Here is a 19,267-nt window from a genome sequence, read left to right as displayed (position 1 = left end):
GTTTTCATGAGGAAATAAAACGAGCTAAAACAACAAAAAGGCAGCATCACATTATCAATTACGAATTGGTGATACTGCCTTGCTCTAAGCTTAGCCTTTAATTGATCGACTGACTCAAAAACTAGAAATCAATTCTCGCTTCGGTCTGCGCATCAAAGAATACCGCCTTTGATAAGTCAAAATGCAGCGGTGCCATCTGCCCTACCGACACTTCAAATTCCGGCGATAAGCGACACGCCACTTCTTGGTCGTTCACCTTAACCATCGCAATCGTATCTGGCCCTGTCGGTTCTAGCACTTCCAATTGCAAATCCAGTTTAGTGGTTGCAGACAGATCATCGCCTTGCTGCTCAGTAATGTGCTCTGGACGCAGGCCAATCACAACTTCTTTGCCGTCTTGTTCACGCATGCTTTGTGGCAGACGAATATGGTGCTCCTGATCAGCCGTACCAATAACCTTGATTATCGGGTTCTGCTCTTCGTCGAGATCCACCATAGTCTTGATAAAGTTCATCGATGGTGACCCCATAAAGCCTGCCACAAACATGTTGCTTGGCTTAGTGTAGATCTCTTGTGGTGTGCCTAACTGTTGCAGCTCACCATCTTTCATTACTGCGATACGATCAGCCAGCGTCATTGCCTCGATTTGGTCATGGGTTACATAAACAATCGTAGTGTTGAGCTTTTGATGAAGGCGCTTAATCTGGTGGCGCATTTCCACACGCAGCTTGGCATCCAAGTTAGAAAGCGGCTCATCAAACAAGTACAGCTTAGGACGACGCGCCAGTGCTCGTCCCATCGCTACGCGCTGACGCTGACCACCCGATAGCTGCGATGGTTTACGATCAAGCAGTTGTTCGATTTGCAACATTTCAGCGACGCGATTCACTTCAGCATCGATCTCGTCCTTCGGCATCTTGCGGATCTTCAAGCCGAAGGCGATGTTGCCGCGTACCGTCATGTTTGGATATAGCGCATAGGATTGGAACACCATCGCGATGTCGCGGTCTTTAGGTTCAACCTGAGCCACGTCGACACCATCAATCACTATCTCACCCGAGCTAATGTTTTCTAGCCCAGCAATGGTATTCATTAGGGTGGATTTTCCACACCCCGAAGGGCCGACAAGTATCAAAAATTCCCCCGAATCGATACTGATGTCGATGCCCTTTAACGTTTCGTTGTCCGCGTTGCGATAGGTTTTACGGATCTGTTTTAAATCTAATGTTGCCATGGGTAATTATCCTTTTACTGATCCTGCCGTTAAGCCACGAACAAAGTATTTTCCTGCGAAGACATACACCAACAATGTTGGCAGTGCGGCGATGATCGCTGCAGCCATATCGACGTTGTACTCTTTAACGCCTGTGCTGGTGTTGACTAAGTTGTTTAATGCTACGGTGATTGGTTGAGTCTCTGAGCCTGAGTACACCACCCCGAACAAGAAATCGTTCCAGATTGCAGTGAACTGCCAGATCACCGTCACCATGATGATCGGTGTTGAGATCGGTAATAAGATCTTGAAGAAAATGGTGAAGAATCCTGCACCATCCAGTTTTGCCGCTTTGATCAATTCATCAGGAATCGAGATATAAAAGTTACGGAAGAACAGCGTCGTAAACGCCATGCCGTAGATAACGTGCACAAGTACCAGACCAACAGTGGTGTTTGCTAAACCCATCTTGCCCAGTACGGTCGCCATAGGTAACAACACCACTTGGAATGGAATGAAGCAACCGAATAGCAGCAAACTAAAGAACAGGTTTGAGCCACGGAACTGCCACTTAGTGACTACATAACCATTGAATGCACCCAGTAGCGTTGAGATAGCGACCGCAGGAATTACCATTTGGAACGAGTTCCAGAAGTAGCCTTTTACCCCTTCGCACTTCACGCCAGTACACGCGCTGTCCCATGCTTTGTACCAAGCATCGAACACCCACTCTTTGGGTAAACTCATCAAGTTACCCGCCTTAATGTCTGGCAAGGTTTTGAATGAGGTCAGTACCATGACGAACAGCGGCATTAGGTAAACCAAGCAGAAAAAAAGCAGCGCCGAATAGATAAACATTCGAGCGAAGTTGATGTTATTCATCATGACTTTTTCTCCCTAAGCTCTGAGTAAAGATAAGGCACCAGAATCGCTAAAATACCGGCCAGCATCATCATGGCACTGGCAGCACCTAGGCCGATTTGTCCACGTGTAAATGAGTGTGCATACATAAATAGCGCCGGAAGATCCGAGGAATACCCTGGTCCACCTGCTGTCATCGCCGTCACAAGGTCGAAGCTCTTAATCGCAATGTGAGAAGTTATGATCACCGCGCTGAAAACCACAGGTCGCAAGCAAGGTAAAATGATTTTGAGATAAATAGTGGGTAAGCTTGCCCCATCAATTTGTGCGGCTTTAATGATGGAGGAATCGATACCACGCAGGCCAGCTAAGAACATCGCCATCACAAAGCCTGACGACTGCCAAAGCGCGGCAATCACTAAGGTGTAGACCGCCATTTCAGAGTCGACCAACCAGTCAAATTTAAAGTCGGTAAAGCCCCAATCTTGCATCAATTTCTCAATGCCTAGGCCCGGATTCAAAATCCACTTCCAAGCGGTACCCGTCACGATGAATGACAGCGCCATTGGATATAAATAGATGGTACGAATCGCGCCTTCTTGACGGATGTTTTGGTCAAGCAAAATCGCCAAACCGATACCCAAGACGATAGCAATCACCATGAATAGGATCCCGAACACACCGAGGTTGGTGATTGAGGTGATCCAGCGATCGTTCTCCATCAGCTTTTCATATTGAGTAAAGCCAACAAAATTGAAGCTCGGTAGAAATCGAGAATTAGTAAACGACAGCGCTGCCGTCCAGAATATGTAGCCGTAGATACATACCACGGTCACCAACGCGGTCGGTGCCAACACAATCTTAGGTAACCAATGTTGTAACCTGTCAGCAAAACTGGGCTTTGGTGCAGGCTGGCTCCTTGTCGGTTTTGGAGTCGACTCAGTCAAAACATGCTCCATAACTTTTCCTTGTTGCACAATTGAGCCAATGGCTTACCTCTCGGCACCACATCAGCATCACGCATATCAGAATTGAGGTGAAGAGCGGATAGGCTCCCTACGAACCTACCCACCCTGGGGGTTTGCTACTAGACCAAATGAGATTAGATAGCGGCTTTTACTGCTTTCGCTAACTTAGCTGCTGCCTCTTTAGGATCAGCATCTTTCTCATTGAAGAAGTTGGTCACAACGTCATAGATAGCGCCTTGAGCATAGCTTGTCGTTGCTAGGCCGTGAGCCATACTCGGTACAAGGTCGCCAGATTCCGCACTCGCTTTAAAGGTTGCCATTGAATCCAACGCACATTGGTCGAACTTAGACATGTCCATATCAAGACGTACTGGAATCGAGCCTTTGTTTAGGTTGAAGACCTCTTGGAAGTCTTTAGTAAGAATAGTTTTCGCAAGATCTTGTTGCGCTTTTTGATTCTCTTTATCGCCTAGCTCGAAGAAGGCAAAACTATCGATATTGAAGGTAAATTGGCCGTCAGTGCCCGGAGCTGGTGCACAGATGTAGTCTTTACCTGGCACTTTACCTGCCGCTGTAAACTCGCCCTTCGCCCAGTCACCCATGATTTGCATTGCCGCTTCACCATTGATAACCATTGAGGTTGCTACGTTCCAGTCACGACCTGGAGAGTTGCTGTCAATGTAATCACGCATCTTTTTGAACTTGGTGAACACTTCCACCATTTTGTCGCCAGATAACACGTCCATATCCAAATCAACGAACGCTTTGTTGTAATCTTCACTGCCAAGTACATCAAGTGCCACGCCCTCGAAGACTGTCGCGTCTTGCCAAGGTTGACCGCCGTGCGCTAGAGGGATGAAACCTGCTGCTTTGATCTTGTCTGCAGCGACAAAGAACTCATCTAATGTGGTTGGAACCGTCACACCTGATTTTTCGAGCACTTCTGGGTTTGCCCAAAGCCAGTTAACACGGTGAACGTTCACAGGAACTGCTACATATTCGCCGTCCCATTTCATCACTTTGGTAACAACAGCGGGTAGTAAGTCATCCCATTTTTCTTGTTTCGCGGTTGCATCGAGAGACGTTAGAAAACCTAAACCACCCCACTCCTGAATATCATGACCTTTGATCTGCGCGGCAGATGGTGGATTACCAGATACTGCTCGTGTTTTTAAAACGGTCATCGCACTTTCACCGCCGCCACCAGCAACAGCGAAATCTTTCCAAGTATGACCTTGTTCTTCAATCATCTCTTTAAGTACTGCTGCGGATTTAGCTTCACCACCAGCAGTCCACCAGTGAAGCACTTCCACTTCACCAGCTTGAGAAAATGTTGAGGCAGCAAGAAGAGATAGAGTAAGTAGGGTTTTATTGATTTTCATTATAATCTTCCATGTTTAGCGGACTCGACGCCCGGTTCAATAAAGAGTCTACTTATTCTGATTTATAAGATTGAAACAAAAGGTAAGCCCAATGTAACACAATTGTTACATTAAACTTCTAGACCGCGTGGGATATAGACTTTGGCTTCTAAGCCACCCTGAGGAGAGTTGCGAATAATGAGATCTCCGCCGTGTCCGTGTAGGATATTTCGACAAATACCTAGCCCTAAACCGTGTCCTTGGTCGTCGGTCGCAAGCCTAAAGTATGGTTCAAACACCAACTCAAGTTTATCTTCTGGGATTCCTTTGCCGCGGTCCTGAATCGTCACGATAACCCACACAGAATCGCTACTGATATTAACTTTAGCGGATGTGCCATATTTCACCGCATTGTCGATAAGGTTGGTCAGCACACGTTTAATCGCTAGTGGCTTAGCGACTAACGGTTCAACCACAATAGGTTCAAATTCCACTAAAGTTTGATGCTGGTTATGCGATTCAATAACCGAAGCAACCATGTCATTGAGGTCGATAATGGCGTTGTTTTCGTGAAGGTCCGTATCTCTTACCGCTTGCAGAGCACCTTTGACCATCATCTCTAGCTCATCCAAATCCTTGTTGAACTTCTCTTTCTTAACTTCGCTTTCCAACAGCTCAGCTCTCAGCCTAAGCCGAGTTATGGGTGTCTTTAAATCATGAGAGATAGCAGAGAAGAGATGCTCCCTATCGGCCACATAACGACGAATACGCTGCTGCATGCGATTAAACGCGCGAGTCGCCGTGACCAGTTCAGTCGCCCCCTCTTCGTTAAGTGGCGGCTGCTGAATATCCATACTCATTTCATTGGCGGCCCTTGCTAATTTTTTAAGCGGGCGTACTTGGCGGCGAATCATTAAGTAGGTCAATACCAGTAGAATCAGCGTTGAAGAGAGTAAGAATATCACCTGCTCACGACCGAGAATGGTGTCATCAAGTTTTACATAGGGTGCAGGTAACAGTGCTGCAATGTAAACCCACTCATGGCTGGCCAACTCAATCTGAACAACCAGAATCGGCGGATTAAGAGGCTCTAAGGTTAAGGTATGATGCGCCCACGATCGCGGGAGATCGCTCAAGTAGATGTCATTTTTCAGTAATCGAAGATGCTCTGGCCGAGAGAAATCAACGCGTACCGACTCCACCTTGTTGAGCTTGCTACTCAAGACACTCTCTATCGCTTCAATCGATGCGGTTTTTAAGCGGGTATCGGGGATCGGCTCAACAATCAGCGCCTCTTTATTGAAAGAGACGAAGAAACGTGTGCCACCCATGTTTCGAATTTGGTCTAAAACGATATGGCGATATTTGACGGGCAGAGACTGGAAGAAAGTCACTGTTGAGGCAAACATGTTCGCCATGCTCGATGAAGCGGAGCGAATACCCTCTAGTTCTTTTTGTTTGGATTCGCCATACCAAATCGACGTTGCAATGCCCTGAGCGATGACGACGGCTAGCAAGGTCAAAAGCAAGGTTCGAGCAACCAAGGAATTTGGCTTTAAACTTCTCAACCACTTCATACGGACTTCTTACTCAGTGCTCATACTGAACAGGTACAGCCAAGATATAGCCGTTACCACGCATGGTTTTGATGTAGTGCGGGTATTTAGCGCTATCTCCTAACCTGCTTCTCAAACGGCTTAACTGAACATCAATGCCACGCTCAAAAGGCAGTGCTTCACGTCCTCTGGTCGCAAAAGAAATAGTATCTCGGTCTAACACTTCGTTTGGGCGCGTAAGGAACAGCATTAACAGTGAGAAGTCACTGCCTGACAAATCCATCTCTTCAGCGCTTTCGTTGTGTGAAATTCTATGAGCGAGTGTATCAAGCGTCCAATCACCAAAGATGATCTGTTTAGGCAATGCATCACTAGGCTTGTCCTCCGTCACTTGAACACGTCGTAACAAGGCTTTAATTCGTGCCATTAATTGGCGGGGACTAAACGGCTTAGCGATATAGTCATCGGCACCAATTTCCAAGCCAATGATCTGATCGGTTTCATCCGACACTGCAGTCAGCATAATGATGGGCACATTGGAGTTTCTACGGACGCGCTGACACAGGGTAAAACCATCATCACCGGGAAGCATCACGTCAAGAAGTATCAGGTCAGGGTAACCTTGGCTCTTTAGGTGAGTTTCTAGTTCAACCCCATCTCCAACCGAAGAGACGTCGAAACCCGATTTTGTAAGGTACTCTTCCAGCAACTCGCGGATTTCTTGATCATCATCCACCACGAGAATTCGAGTATTTGTTGGCATCGCCCAAACCTATAAAATTTACAACTTATTCACATAGTGTATAGGCAGGTCGAGTATTTGATTATTGATATGTTTGTAAAATTAGAAGAACAAACAGATAGAGATCACAACTAAGCGACCGCTATCTGTTGGTTTTGTACTGGTAAGCCAATTTAAGACGAGCAACTAATCTCCATACCTTTGCCCCATTCCGGTGGTAAAGCAGCTAAGTATTCGTAATCAGGGTGCTCCGCATATGGGTCTGCGAGTACTACCATCAGAGCATCAACATCACTACTATCACCACGTTCGGCCTTTTCAATCGCAAGTTGAGCCAAATAGTTTCTAAGAATGTATTTAGGATTTACCTGCCTCATCTTTTCGCAGCGCTCTGTAGCTGAACTCTCCTCAAATTCACAACGTTGCAAGTAGTTATCCAACCATAGCTTCGCTGCATCACGATCGATGACCAAATCAATGACTTCCTGAGCAGGCAAAGTGTCTAGGTTCGACAGAGTTCTAAAGAACCTTGGGTAATCGACTTTGTTTTGCGACATCAATTCGAACATAGACTCAAACAAGCGGCTGTCACCTTCTTGCTTGGAAAGCAGACCAAGCTTTCGACGCATCAGTTGGCTAAAATAACCGTTCATTTGTGGCTCGTATTGTTCCAATGCCGCCTCTAAATCAGCCCTTTCCACCAGCGGTGACAACGAGTGTGCCAATGCCGATAAATTCCACATCCCGATTCTTGGTTGCTGATTGAACGCATAACGCCCTTGGTAATCAGAGTGATTGCAGATCAAGCGGGGATCATACTCATCAAGGAAGGCAAACGGGCCGTAATCGAAGGTTTGTCCAATGATCGACATGTTATCCGTGTTCATCACCCCGTGAGCAAAGCCATTTGCTTGCCACAACGCAATCATCTCTGCGGTGCGATCAACAATTTGATTAAACATAGCAGCGTATGGCTTTTCTTCATCTAGGCACTCAGGGAAGTGCCACTCGATGACTTTGTCGGCCAACAATTTATGTTCAACCAACTGATTTGTGTAAAACAAGTGCTCAAAGTGACCGAAGCGGATATGTGATTCTGCAGCACGCACCAGCAGTGCACCCCATTCTTGCTTCTCTCGGTAAACCGGCGTGTCACTGGTCATCATTGCCAATGCACGAGTCGTTGGGATATTAAGCCCCGCCATCGCTTCACTGCACAAATACTCGCGCACAGTCGACCGGATAACCGCGCGCCCGTCACCCATGCGCGAATACGGTGTTTTCCCCGCACCTTTTAGGTGTAAGTCGAACGTTTCGCCACTTTTAGCGACAACTTGAGCTAACAACAATCCTCTTCCGTCGCCCAAATCAGGGTTATAAGCACCAAACTGATGGCCTGCGTATTTCATCGCTAACGGAGAAAATTGCTCTGGTTCCACATTGCCAGATAAGGTATCCAGTAATTCTTCTGAAGCGCTCTCAAATGACGGAAAGCCGAGTTCAGTCGCAAGGTTTTGATTCCAGGCGAGCCATTGGACATTGCTTAACGGAGTTGGTTGGATTGGGGTATAGAACAGTCGAGGTAATGCAGTAAATCGATTGTTAAATGAAATAGAATCCCAGACAGACATGAGAGATACACTGTAAATAAAAGATAATTTAAGATTATCACAGTTTAGTAACAACTTCAGATGAGGTTACACGATTAGCTTTGTGCGAAAGTTGGCTTTGTTGCCCTATGAAATGTAATTTTACTAAGAAGAAGGACGCGTTTAGGAAAAGGTTAAGTGGCTAAGCTGGTGAGAAAAGCCACATTTATAGGAGGAAGAGTTCTAACTTTAAAAACTTTTTTACAAATATGTTCATAATGAAAAGTGGAACTATAGAGCCATTTAGCTGACTACATTAGAGCAAGAATACCCACTAGAGAAAGGGTAGAGAAAATCCAAGTACGGCTGATAACGCCAAAATTACTGTGTTGAATCATTTCTTGATGCTGCATATGCCTCTCCTTGAGAACGTGATGGTGTAACTACAATATATCGGCTTTTTGTTAAAAGCAGCAAGCATATTAATGTTAACCTTTTATGACAGCACCAAGAAGTTTCTGTAACTATTCACCCCTTTGATAAATCATAGATTTAAGCTCGACTTGTCGTTGAAAGCAACGCTCCAGCTCCAATAAACACGCCCCCTGTCACACGATTGAAAACCTTAGCTCGGCCTTTCGCGAACAACCAATTCGACGACTTTGCGCCTAAATACGCGTAGACCAATAACCAAGACAACTCCATCACAGCAAAGGTTAAAGCAAACACAGCAAACTGCGGTAATAGCGCGAGTGATGGGTCAATAAACTGCGGGAAAAGTGCGGTAAAAAACAGAATCGCTTTAGGATTACTGGCACCGACAATAAAGCCACTTACGTAGTGAGAAACGATACTCTCTTTAACGACTTTAGAGTCTGATTGCTGACTCGGTAGTTGGTCATAATCTTGCTGACTCGAGCGCAACGATTTCCATCCGAGGAAGATAAGATAAGCCGCCCCCGTCCATTTAATGACATTAAATACCACTTCAGAAGAGGCAATAATGACTCCGAGTCCCGTAAACGATAGCGTGAGAATTCCGGTAATCGCCGTTAGGCTACCTAAAGCAGTAAATATCGATAATTTGAAGCCCGATTGCACACCTTTGGTCATGCACAATAAAGAACTTGGGCCTGGGGATGCCGTCAAAATCAGCACGGCTAACAGATAGTAGATCCATGTATCAAAGCTCATCGTGAATTCTCCTTAACTCACTAAAACGACTAAATATTAAACACCAATATGTAATAAGCCCTCATATTAATCAACTAAATATTGCACTTAACGTCTTCGATATGAATACAAACATCTTTAATCTAGGCAATAAAAAACGCCATGCAGCAATGCATAGCGTTTAAACAAAACGTTTCAAATCGAACGTCTTACTAGATTTCAGGTTCTAAGCTTACAGCCCGATGACCGGATCATTCGCCTAATAGCTACCAACTAGTCTTTGTAGATAGAGAACTCATCAGCGCAAGCAACAAGCTGCTCACGAGTGATCATGAATACACCGTGACCACCATTAGAGAATTCAATCCAAGTGAATGGAATCTCTGGGTACTGATCCATCATATGAACCATTGAGTTACCTACTTCACAGATAAGAATACCGTCATCAGTTAGGTAGTCTGGCGCGTTAGCTAGGATACGGCGAACCAGTTTCAGGCCGTCAGTACCCGCAGCTAGACCAAGTTCTGGCTCGTGAGTGAACTCATCTGGCAGGCTGTTCATATCTTCCTCATCCACGTATGGTGGGTTAGATACGATCAGGTTGTATTTCTCTTTTGGCAGGTCACGGAACAGATCAGAACGGATTGGGAACACTTGTTGCTCCATGCCGTGATCTTGAACGTTCTGCTCTGCAACTTGCAATGCATCAGTAGAGATGTCAATTGCGTCAACTTCTGCTTCAGGGAATGCGTGTGCACAAGCGATAGCAATACAGCCACTGCCCGTACAAAGGTCCATGATGCGAGTCGGATCTTCAGTTAACCAAGGTTGGAATTGAGCTTCAATTAGCTCACCAATTGGAGAACGAGGCACAAGAACACGCTCATCAACGAAGAACTCAAGGCCACAGAACCAAGCTTTGTTCGTTAGGTAAGCCGTTGGTGTACGATCATTGATACGCTTGATTACACGCTCAACAATACGTAGACGCTCGCTGCTCGTTAGACGAGAGTTCAATACATGTGAAGGAACATCAATCGGCAGATAAAGAGTTGGTAAAATAAGTTGTACCGCCTCATCCCACGCATTATCAGTGCCGTGACCATAAAATAGGCCCGCTGCATTGAAGCGGCTAACAGTCCAACGAATCACATCTTGAAGCGTGTGTAGTTCTGATACCGCTTCTTCTACAAAAATCTTATCCAAAATTGTCTCCGAAAAGCGCTACAATACTGCTAATTACGTTTCAAATTAGAATTCATAACCTGATGAGCAAAAAAGACACCGATTTCGATGACGATTTCGCCCTGTTCAGCGATGCAGTAAAGGGCGTTAAAAAGTTGCAACAGGATACCATAATCCAGCAGCCAAAAAGAAATGCCAAACAAAAAGAAATTACTCGAACGGCAAGACAAGCCAGTGACAGCGAGTTTTATTTCTCAGATGAGTTCATTCCGCACCTTAGCGAAGAGGGTCCAACACGCTATGCGCGTGACGATGTCTCCAAGTATGAAGTGAAACGACTTCGTCGTGGTGTCTATGTACCAGACGTCTATCTGGATATGCACGGCATGACGCAGCAAGAAGCCAAACGCGAGCTTGGCGCTATGATCGCACATTGTGTGAAAGAAGGTGTCGCGTGTGCCTGTGTTCAACACGGCATCGGTAAGCACATCTTAAAAGAGAAAGTGCCTTTGTGGCTGGCTCAGCATCCGGATGTGATGGCCTTTCACCAAGCACCTCTTGAATTTGGCGGCAATGGTGCACTGTTAGTGTTGCTCTCTATCCCAGAGAAATAGAACGAGTCGTAAGCACATCACACCAAATAACAAAGGGCACCTCAATTACTGAGGTGCCCTTTTCTATTCTGGCTGTAGCTCTATGTTCTCTCAAACCCTAAGTTATGGGTTGATGTTCCACAGCAGCTCACCTTTTTGTGTCTCAAGGTCGAATTCAATACACGCTAAACCTGATGTTGGGAACATCGGCGGCGCCATACCGGTTGCAAATTCTGCTGTTAAATAGCCCACTAGAGGTAAATGAGAAACAAATAAAATGGTCTCTAGCTTTTCTACTTCAGCCATTGCCAAGGTCAAATCAAACACATCGTCAGACATTCCATAAGGCGTGATGTCATCACAGGTTTCCACTTTCTTTCCAGAAAACGCCTGAGATATCTCTAACCACGTTTCTTGCGCCCTCAAGTATGGGCTCACAAGCACTTTGTCAAACTGGCTAATGCCCTGCTCATGTGCAGCTTGAGCCACCGCAAGAGAAGCCATTTTACCGCGCTTAGTTAACGCTCGTTCTGCGTCCGAGTTAGCAAAATGCTCTGCTTCACCGTGGCGCATTATGAATATTTTCATGTTCTGTCCTGTCTACGTAACATTTCGAAAGTCGATATATCCCATATCAGCGATACGCTACTTAGCGTTTGGCCCTCAATCCAGAGGGAGCCGCAGTCTATATAAATAATTATATCAAGTCACTTGCTAAAGAGTTCGACTTTCTTAACAATCTTGTTAAAAGAAAATAAATCACTGATAAAAATCGATAAAAGTGATGTAGAAGTCGCCAAAAAAGCACTTCATATCCCAAAATATGATCACGAGGTTTGCACGCCGAACCATCGGGTACATAATTTAAAAACCACCTTCTTTGGAGATGCTCCAGTGCATTTAAGCCCCAACGATGAACATCAATACCGTTACCTCACCTTACATAACGGATTGCGAGTGCTTTTGGTTCAAGACCATTGTGCTCAAAAAGCCGCAGCTGCACTCGCCGTTAATGTCGGGCACTTTGATGATCCTGCCGACCGAGAAGGTTTAGCGCATTACCTAGAGCATATGCTATTTCTAGGAACTGAAAAGTATCCAAAGGTCGGAGAGTTTCAGAGTTTTATCAGCCAACATGGTGGCAGTAACAATGCTTGGACCGGAACAGAGCACACCTGCTTCTTTTTTGACGTCGAATTGAATGCCTTCGAGTCCGCTCTAGATCGCTTTAGCCAATTCTTTACCGCCCCTCTATTTAACGAAGAAGCACTAGATAAAGAGCGCCAAGCCGTTGATTCTGAGTACAAGATGAAACTCAACGATGATGCGCGACGCCTATACCAAGTTACCAAAGAGTTGGTTAATCACAACCACCCATTCTCGAAGTTTTCTGTCGGTAATATCGATACGTTAGGTGACAGAAATGGCGTTACTATTCGCGAAGAAATTCTCACATTCCATCAGCAACAGTACTCCGCCGACCTAATGACCCTAACGCTGTCCGGCAATCAATCATTAGATGAGATGCAAAGCTGGGTTGAGGAGCGCTTCAACTCAATCCCCAATCACAACCTTCAGGGCAAAAAGGTTGAGGTGCCCATTGTTGGCGAATTGAGCACTGGAGTTCAGGTACACGTAGAACCGGTTAAGGATGTCCGCAAACTGACCTTAACCTTCCCTATGCCGAGCATGGATGAACACTACGGTGTCAAACCGCTGTCATTCTTCGCACACCTATTAGGTTACGAAGGAGAAGGCAGTTTGATGATGCAGCTCAAAGAGAAAGGCTGGATAACATCACTCTCTGCTGGCGGTGGCGCAAGCGGCAGTAACTACCGCGATTTCACGGTGAGTTGCTCACTAACTATCGAAGGCTTAACCAAAACAGATCACATCATCCAAGCGGTGTTCCAATATATCAAGTTGATTGAACAACAAGGGATTGAAGAGTGGCGTTACCTTGAAAAACGTGCCGTTTTAGAATCCGCTTTCCGTTTTCAAGAGCCAGCAAGACCGCTCGATGTCGTCAGCCATTTGGTTATCAACATGCAACACTATCAAGAACAAGATGTGGTGTATGGCGACTATAAAATGTCGCATTTCGACGAAGATCTGCAACGTTCACTGCTTCCTTACTTAACCGTCGACAATATGCGTGCGACCATTATTGCTAAAGGTTTTGAATATGACAGAGAAGCAAAATGGTACTTTACGCCTTACTCGGTGACTCCTTTCACAGCTGAGCAAATTCAATGCTTTACCTGCATTAACCCCGGTTGGCAGTTTGAGCTACCCGGTAAGAACCCGTTTATTTGCTATGACTTAGACCCAGCAGAACTTGAAGGTGACACTGAGCATCCACAGCTGTTACAAGAGCTAGATGGTTTTAAGTTATGGCACCTGCAGGATCACCAGTTTAGAGTTCCTAAGGGTGTGGTGTATATCGCCATCGATAGCCCACACTCAGTAGCCAGCCCAAGAAACATCGTAAAAACACGCTTATGTGTTGAGATGTTCTTAGATTCTCTTGAAAAAGAGACCTATCAAGCTGAAATCGCGGGCATGGGTTACAACATGTACACCCATCAAGGTGGCGTGACACTGACACTCTCTGGATTCAGCGAAAAGCAACCACAACTGCTCAATATGATCCTAGAGCGCTTTCAGGCACGAGACTTTAGTCCAACACGCTTTGAAACCATTAAGCATCAACTTCTCAGAAACTGGAATAACGCGTCGCAAGACCGCCCAATTTCGCAACTGTTTAACGCAATGACGGGTATTTTACAGCCTAACAACCCACCATATGCGGTGCTCATTGAAGCGCTAGAAACGATTGAAGTCGATGAGCTCTCTTCATTTGTTCAATCTATTTTGGCCGAGATTCATGTTGAAATGTTTGTGTATGGCGACTGGAGACAAGCTGATGCACACAAGATGGCTGAAACACTCAAGGATGCCCTACGAGTTAAAGACCAGGCTTATGAAGAGTCACTGCGCCCATTAATCATGCTGGGTGAAAACGGTAGCTTCCAGCGTGAAGTAGTCTGCAATCAAGATGATTCAGCGATCGTGGTTTATTATCAATGCCCTGATATTTCGCCAAAGAATATTGCGCTGTATTCGTTAGCCAACCATTTGATGTCTGCGACATTCTTCCATGAAATACGCACCAAGCAGCAACTGGGCTACATGGTTGGTACCGGCAATATGCCGCTCAATCGACATCCCGGCATAGTGCTTTATGTACAATCGCCGAATGCTGCTCCTGCTGATTTACTAGTCTCAATCGATGAGTTTCTCAACGCCTTTTACATGGTGTTGTTGGAACTCAATGACTACCAATGGCACAGCAGTAAACGAGGCCTTTGGAATCAAATATCAACACCAGATACGACATTGCGAGGACGTGCTCAGCGCTTATGGGTTGCGATAGGTAATAAGGACTTGGAGTTCAATCAGAGAGAACGAGTACTAGAAGAGCTCAAAGGGCTCACTCGCTCAGATATGATGCGTTTTGTGGTTAGTCAGCTTAAGCCACGTACTGCTAATCGACTGATTATGCACGCACATGGTAACGCTCACAGCGAGGAAGAGAAACTATCCGCTGGTGTGGAAATAGGCTCTATTGATGAGTTTCAATTGCGCCCGAAAGATACTGAGCTTGGCTAATTAATAGGCTAACAATTCAAAAGGTTGATGTGAAAGCATCAACCTTTTTTATTGGATGAAGCACAAAATCAGATCTCCTATTACGCTCCTCCGTCGCTTTAGGAGATGACGTTAGTTTTGATTGAGATCTGTTTTACCACCTGCCTTATCAACGAAATAGCTGTACTTTCTACCTCTCTATCGTCATTCCCAAGAGGGAGGAACGGACGAGTCGGGAGTCTCCCATACCGTTCAGCTCTTCCAAACAGAACGCATGACTCCCTTGTAACTCTCGAGAAGGAAAAATGACTGAGTCGAGAATCTCCCATCCCGATCAGCTCTTACAGACAGACCCCACCTCTCCCCGTCATTCCCGAGAAGGAGGAACGACTGAGTCGGGAATCTCATATATTCCAAACTGCCCAGAAACAAAAAGCCCGCATCAACTGCTTGATACGGGCTCAATATTTAGCTGACTAGAGAATTACTTGTAGAAAGATTCATCCAGACCAGCTCGTGTCAGTAGGCCATCACATGGTGCGAAGCGATCGCCATACTTAACAGCAAAGTCGTTCATCATCTCAACCAGTGACTTAATACCAATTTGGTCCATGTAACGGAACGGACCGCCCAGGAATGGAGGGAAACCAATACCGAAGATAGCACCAATATCGCCATCACGAGGGCTGCGGATAATGCCTTCATCTAGACAACGAACCGCTTCATTCAGCATAGGCAACACACAACGCATTGCGATGTCGTTATCACTTAGCTTCGGCTCAGGTTGCAGCTTAAGTAGCTTGTAAACAGACTTATCGACTTCCTTCTTCTTACCTTTGTAAGTGTAGAAACCTTTACCGCTCTTACGGCCTTTACGGTTGTCATTCAGAAGAATGTCGAACACATCAGGGCCTTGGAAACGGTCACCTAACTCATTGACTAGAATCGGGATGATCTTAGCACCAATATCCACACCGACTTCATCTAGCAAGGTAATTGGGCCAACCGGGAAGCCAAAATCTAGCAGTGCACTATCCAGTTTTTCAATCGGCTCATTCGCTAGTAGCAGATGTGCCGCTTCATTCATGTACGGAGCCAGAATACGGTTCACATAGAAACCTGCCGTGTCTTTAACAACAATCGGCGTTTTGCCTTGCTTCTTCGCCAATGCTACTACCGTCGAGATAGTCTCTTCTGACGTTGTTTCATGAGGGATAACCTCAACTAGCGGCATTTTCTCTGCAGGACTGAAGTAGTGAAGGCCTACCACGTTTTCTGGACGCTGAGCCTTCTCTGCAATCTTATGGATTGGCAGTGATGAAGTATTCGTCGCGAAAATAGTTTCTGGCTTCGCATTTTGTTCAATGTCTGCAACCATAGACTGCTTCAGGTCTAGATCTTCAAACACCGCTTCAATCACTACGTCTGTGTGATTGAAGCTAGTAAAGTCGATACCACCAGAAAGCTGAAGCATCTTACTTTCAAGACCGGCACGGCTCAGAATACGACGTTTGCGCTGCTTATCGAATAACTTGTAGTTGTAGTTAAGCGCGTTTAGGACACCGTCATTTGATACATCTTTAATACGAACCGGTACTTTTGCTTTCGCTACACTCACATGGCTAATACCTGCGCCCATCAATCCGCCGCCTAAAACACCAACGCGCTTAACCGCTTTTGGCTCTGCATCTGCACCGTGTTCCTTCTTCATTTCAGTAGTAGCAAAGAAGATAGAACGAAGTGCTTTTGACTCAGAAGTCATTACTAGCTCAGAGAAACGCTTCGCTTCATACTGAAGACCTTTTTCAAAGCCATTCTCTAGGCCATAACGAATCACATCCAGAATCGCGTCAGCTGCTGGGTAGTTACCACGAGTTTTCTGATTGGTCTTCTTCGCAGCTTGTTCAAAAATCACTTTACGACCAAGGCCGTTGCGAGAGATAAGTTTCTCTTTCGTCGAAGCTTGGCTCTTAGAAGCAAGGCGCTTGCCTTTTTTGCTACCCGTATTCTTTTCAACGTAGCTTTTCGCTACTTCAAGCAAAATCGTATCTGGGACACAAGCATCTACAACACCAAGCGATTTCGCTTTCTTAGCACGCAGCTGCTTACCAGTAAGAATCAGGTCGAGTGACGGTAGCAAACCAATTAAACGAGGCAGACGTTGCGTACCACCAGAACCTGGTAGTAAACCTAGCTGAACTTCAGGCAGACCAAGACGAGTCTTATCTGAATCGGTACACACACGGTAGTCACACGCTAATGCGAGCTCTAAACCACCACCAAGACATGGACCATGAATTGCAGCAACAACTGGGTAAGGAAGATCAGACAATGCTTGGAACATCTTCTGACCTTGGCGTGCTAGAGATTGTGCTTCATCAGCGGTTTTACACGCATCCAGCATTCGAACGTCTGCACCCGCGATAAAGTTATCTGGCTTAAGAGAGTGAACAATTAGGCCTTTAACGCGGCTTTGTTTTTCTTTTAGCTGTTCAAAGATCGCTTTCATCTCTTCAGCAAAAGCCGCTTGTAGCGTGTTCATTTTCTCACCTGGTACATCAATCGCTAGCCAAGCAATGTCTTGGTCGTCGATGTTAAGAGAGAATGCGGTCGCTTTCTTTTTCGGTGCTTCAGTCACTGGAGTTGACTCCGCGTTAGTGACTACTTCTTTTTCTGTTGTTGCATCAAGAGTCGTAGACATTATTCTACCTCCAAGATCATTGCTGCACCTAAACCACCAGCTGCACACGCTGTATTCAGTGCCAAGCCGCCACCGCGACGTTTTAATTCACGTAATGTTTGAGTCATCATGCGCGCGCCAGTTGCTGCAAACGGGTGACCGTAAGCAATTGAACTACCCAGCACGTTGAACTTATCCATATCAATCTCACCGATCGCTTTATCACGGCCAAGATTCTTCTGTGCGAACTCATCACTAGCAAACATCTTCACATTCGCTAGAACTTGAGCTGCAAAGGCTTCATGCATCTCGATAAGCGTAAGGTCCGATAGCTCTAAACCAGTGTTTTTCAATACTTGCGAGGTCGCGTAAGTCGGGCCCATTAGCATATCCGTTTCAACACCAATCGCTGAGAACGCATAGCCACGAATATAACCCAGCACTTCTAAGCCTAGTTCTTTCGCTTTGCCTTCGCGCATCAACATCACAGCTGCACCGCCATCAGTCAGCGGCGTTGCATTCGCAGCAGTCACACTGCCGTATTTTCTATCGAACGCAGGGCGAAGCTTTGCGTAACCTTCAACCGTAGAGTCATGACGAATGTTGTTATCTTCCGCTAGGTACTTTTTGTACGGTGCCGGAAATGCCGTCATTACTTCATCTTTAATCTTGCCGTCTTTCCATGCTTGAGACGCCAAAGAGTGAGAACGGTGAGCAAGTGCATCTTGAGCTTCACGAGTAATACCGTGTGTCTTTGCCATCTGCTCAGCGGTTTGGCCCATCGATAAACCAGTCGAGTATTCAGCAACTGCAGGCGGCACTGGCATCAAGTCCTTTACTGAAAGTGTTTTGAGGATTTTCAGTTTTTGGCCCATGGTTTTCGTTTTGCTCAGCGCTAGCAAGTTAGCGGCAAGCTTTTTAGAAACGCCAATCGGCAATACAGAAGAAGAATCTGCACCACCAGCAATGCCGACATCAATCGTGCCAGCCATAATGCTTTCGGTCACATTAACTGCAGCTTGGAAACTGGTCGCACACGCTCGAGTCACACTGTAGGCATCAGTATTAATATCCATGCCTGTGCCCAACACGATTTCACGCGCGATGTTCGGTGCTTCTGGCATTTGCACTACTTGGCCGAACACGACTTGTTCGATAAGCGCAGGATCGACATCAGTTCTTGCAAGCATTTCGCTCACAACCATTTTGCCTAAGTCGACCGCAGGCACTTGACTAAATTCTGTGCTCTGGCGAGCGAATGGGGTTCGTAATCCAGCGACAACGGCAACACGTTCTCCAGAACGCGTTTTGACTTCCTGTTTGCCCATGGTTTCTCCTTAAAGTTAAGAGGTCTGACCTGAAGCATTGTAAAGAAGTTGTTAATTAAATCAAACGAGCGTTTAAATAAACGTGATACGAGTATCTCACTGTCTGAAAATATAACTGCAAATTCAGGCGAACCTTTTGGGGTGAAGGGTTGTCCTAAGATACTAAACTATTGTAAGTAAAGACTGTTATAGCGATGTAGGAGATTGGTTTTCTTGAGGCAAAAAAAACCACACAATACTGTGTGGTCGGAATGTGTATAAAGCAATTAACTTAACGCCAATTGAAATAATCAGTTTCCTGATTAGGAGAAAGTAAAGTCAGCCTTCAAAAGGAAGTGCCGTCTTGCTCAACATGCTAGCCACGAAT

Annotated in this window: 14 protein-coding genes; 2 read left to right on the top strand and 12 right to left on the bottom strand. The window is 45.7% G+C overall.

The genetic code is table 11. The annotated features are described in order from the left end of the window. Positions 1-121: 121 nt before the first annotated feature. The 9 genes from JC606_RS05600 to prmB all read right to left on the bottom strand — a co-directional run bounded on the left by JC606_RS05600 (position 122) and on the right by prmB (position 10,669). Positions 122-1,234, bottom strand: coding sequence for an ABC transporter ATP-binding protein (locus JC606_RS05600; protein WP_137407317.1), 1,113 nt, complete (start codon positions 1,232-1,234; stop codon positions 122-124). Between the two features lie 6 nt (positions 1,235-1,240). After that, positions 1,241-2,098 carry a carbohydrate ABC transporter permease gene (locus JC606_RS05595; protein WP_008218366.1) on the bottom strand — a complete coding sequence of 286 codons (858 nt, stop codon included), beginning with the start codon at positions 2,096-2,098 and terminating at the stop codon, positions 1,241-1,243. After that, positions 2,095-3,033, bottom strand: a complete 939-nt coding sequence (locus JC606_RS05590) for a carbohydrate ABC transporter permease (protein WP_137407316.1) — start codon at positions 3,031-3,033, stop codon at positions 2,095-2,097. The genes JC606_RS05595 and JC606_RS05590 overlap by 4 nt, the downstream gene beginning before the upstream one ends. Positions 3,034-3,176: 143 nt before the next feature. Further along, positions 3,177-4,424 (bottom strand): ABC transporter substrate-binding protein, encoded by a 1,248-nt coding sequence (locus JC606_RS05585; RefSeq protein ID WP_198778195.1) that lies wholly within the window; start codon positions 4,422-4,424, stop codon positions 3,177-3,179. 110 nt (positions 4,425-4,534) lie between these two features. After that, the gene (locus JC606_RS05580; protein ID WP_198778194.1) at positions 4,535-5,980 is read right to left on the bottom strand and encodes an ATP-binding protein; all 1,446 of its coding nucleotides are present in this window, start codon (positions 5,978-5,980) and stop codon (positions 4,535-4,537) included. Positions 5,981-5,993: 13 nt separating this feature from the next. After that, on the bottom strand, positions 5,994-6,722 hold the full coding sequence (locus JC606_RS05575; protein WP_137407313.1) for a response regulator: 729 nt from the start codon (positions 6,720-6,722) through the stop codon (positions 5,994-5,996). Between the two features lie 152 nt (positions 6,723-6,874). Continuing rightward, positions 6,875-8,332 carry a protein adenylyltransferase SelO gene (locus JC606_RS05570; protein WP_198778193.1) on the bottom strand — a complete coding sequence of 486 codons (1,458 nt, stop codon included), beginning with the start codon at positions 8,330-8,332 and terminating at the stop codon, positions 6,875-6,877. Between the two features lie 510 nt (positions 8,333-8,842). Next, positions 8,843-9,484, bottom strand: a complete 642-nt coding sequence (locus JC606_RS05565; protein WP_061033673.1) for a LysE family translocator — start codon at positions 9,482-9,484, stop codon at positions 8,843-8,845. A 252-nt stretch (positions 9,485-9,736) separates the two neighbouring features. After that, positions 9,737-10,669 (bottom strand): 50S ribosomal protein L3 N(5)-glutamine methyltransferase, encoded by a 933-nt coding sequence (prmB, locus tag JC606_RS05560; protein WP_137407311.1) that lies wholly within the window; start codon positions 10,667-10,669, stop codon positions 9,737-9,739. Between the two features lie 62 nt (positions 10,670-10,731). Between prmB and smrB the strand changes: the two genes are divergently transcribed. Then, positions 10,732-11,262: an endonuclease SmrB gene (gene smrB, locus JC606_RS05555; RefSeq protein ID WP_061033674.1), complete on the top strand. Its 531-nt coding sequence runs from the start codon at positions 10,732-10,734 to the stop codon at positions 11,260-11,262. A gap of 102 nt (positions 11,263-11,364) precedes the next feature. Here the strand turns inward: smrB and sixA are convergent, their stop codons facing one another. Then, positions 11,365-11,829, bottom strand: coding sequence for a phosphohistidine phosphatase SixA (gene sixA / locus JC606_RS05550; RefSeq protein WP_137407310.1), 465 nt, complete (start codon positions 11,827-11,829; stop codon positions 11,365-11,367). A gap of 306 nt (positions 11,830-12,135) precedes the next feature. Between sixA and JC606_RS05545 the strand changes: the two genes are divergently transcribed. Next, positions 12,136-14,913 (top strand): insulinase family protein, encoded by a 2,778-nt coding sequence (locus JC606_RS05545; protein ID WP_198778192.1) that lies wholly within the window; start codon positions 12,136-12,138, stop codon positions 14,911-14,913. Positions 14,914-15,376: 463 nt separating this feature from the next. Here the strand turns inward: JC606_RS05545 and fadJ are convergent, their stop codons facing one another. Both fadJ and fadI read right to left on the bottom strand, forming a co-directional pair. Next, positions 15,377-17,593, bottom strand: a complete 2,217-nt coding sequence (gene fadJ, locus JC606_RS05540; RefSeq protein WP_198778191.1) for a fatty acid oxidation complex subunit alpha FadJ — start codon at positions 17,591-17,593, stop codon at positions 15,377-15,379. Beyond that, positions 17,593-18,900 carry an acetyl-CoA C-acyltransferase FadI gene (fadI, locus tag JC606_RS05535; RefSeq protein ID WP_004739896.1) on the bottom strand — a complete coding sequence of 436 codons (1,308 nt, stop codon included), beginning with the start codon at positions 18,898-18,900 and terminating at the stop codon, positions 17,593-17,595. Before fadI ends, fadJ begins: the two co-directional genes overlap by 1 nt. Positions 18,901-19,267 lie beyond the last annotated feature (367 nt).

The organism is Vibrio sp. IB15, from assembly GCF_016406055.1.
Lineage (GTDB): Bacteria > Pseudomonadota > Gammaproteobacteria > Enterobacterales > Vibrionaceae > Vibrio > Vibrio chagasii.
This window is presented reverse-complemented; position numbering and strand designations above follow the sequence as displayed.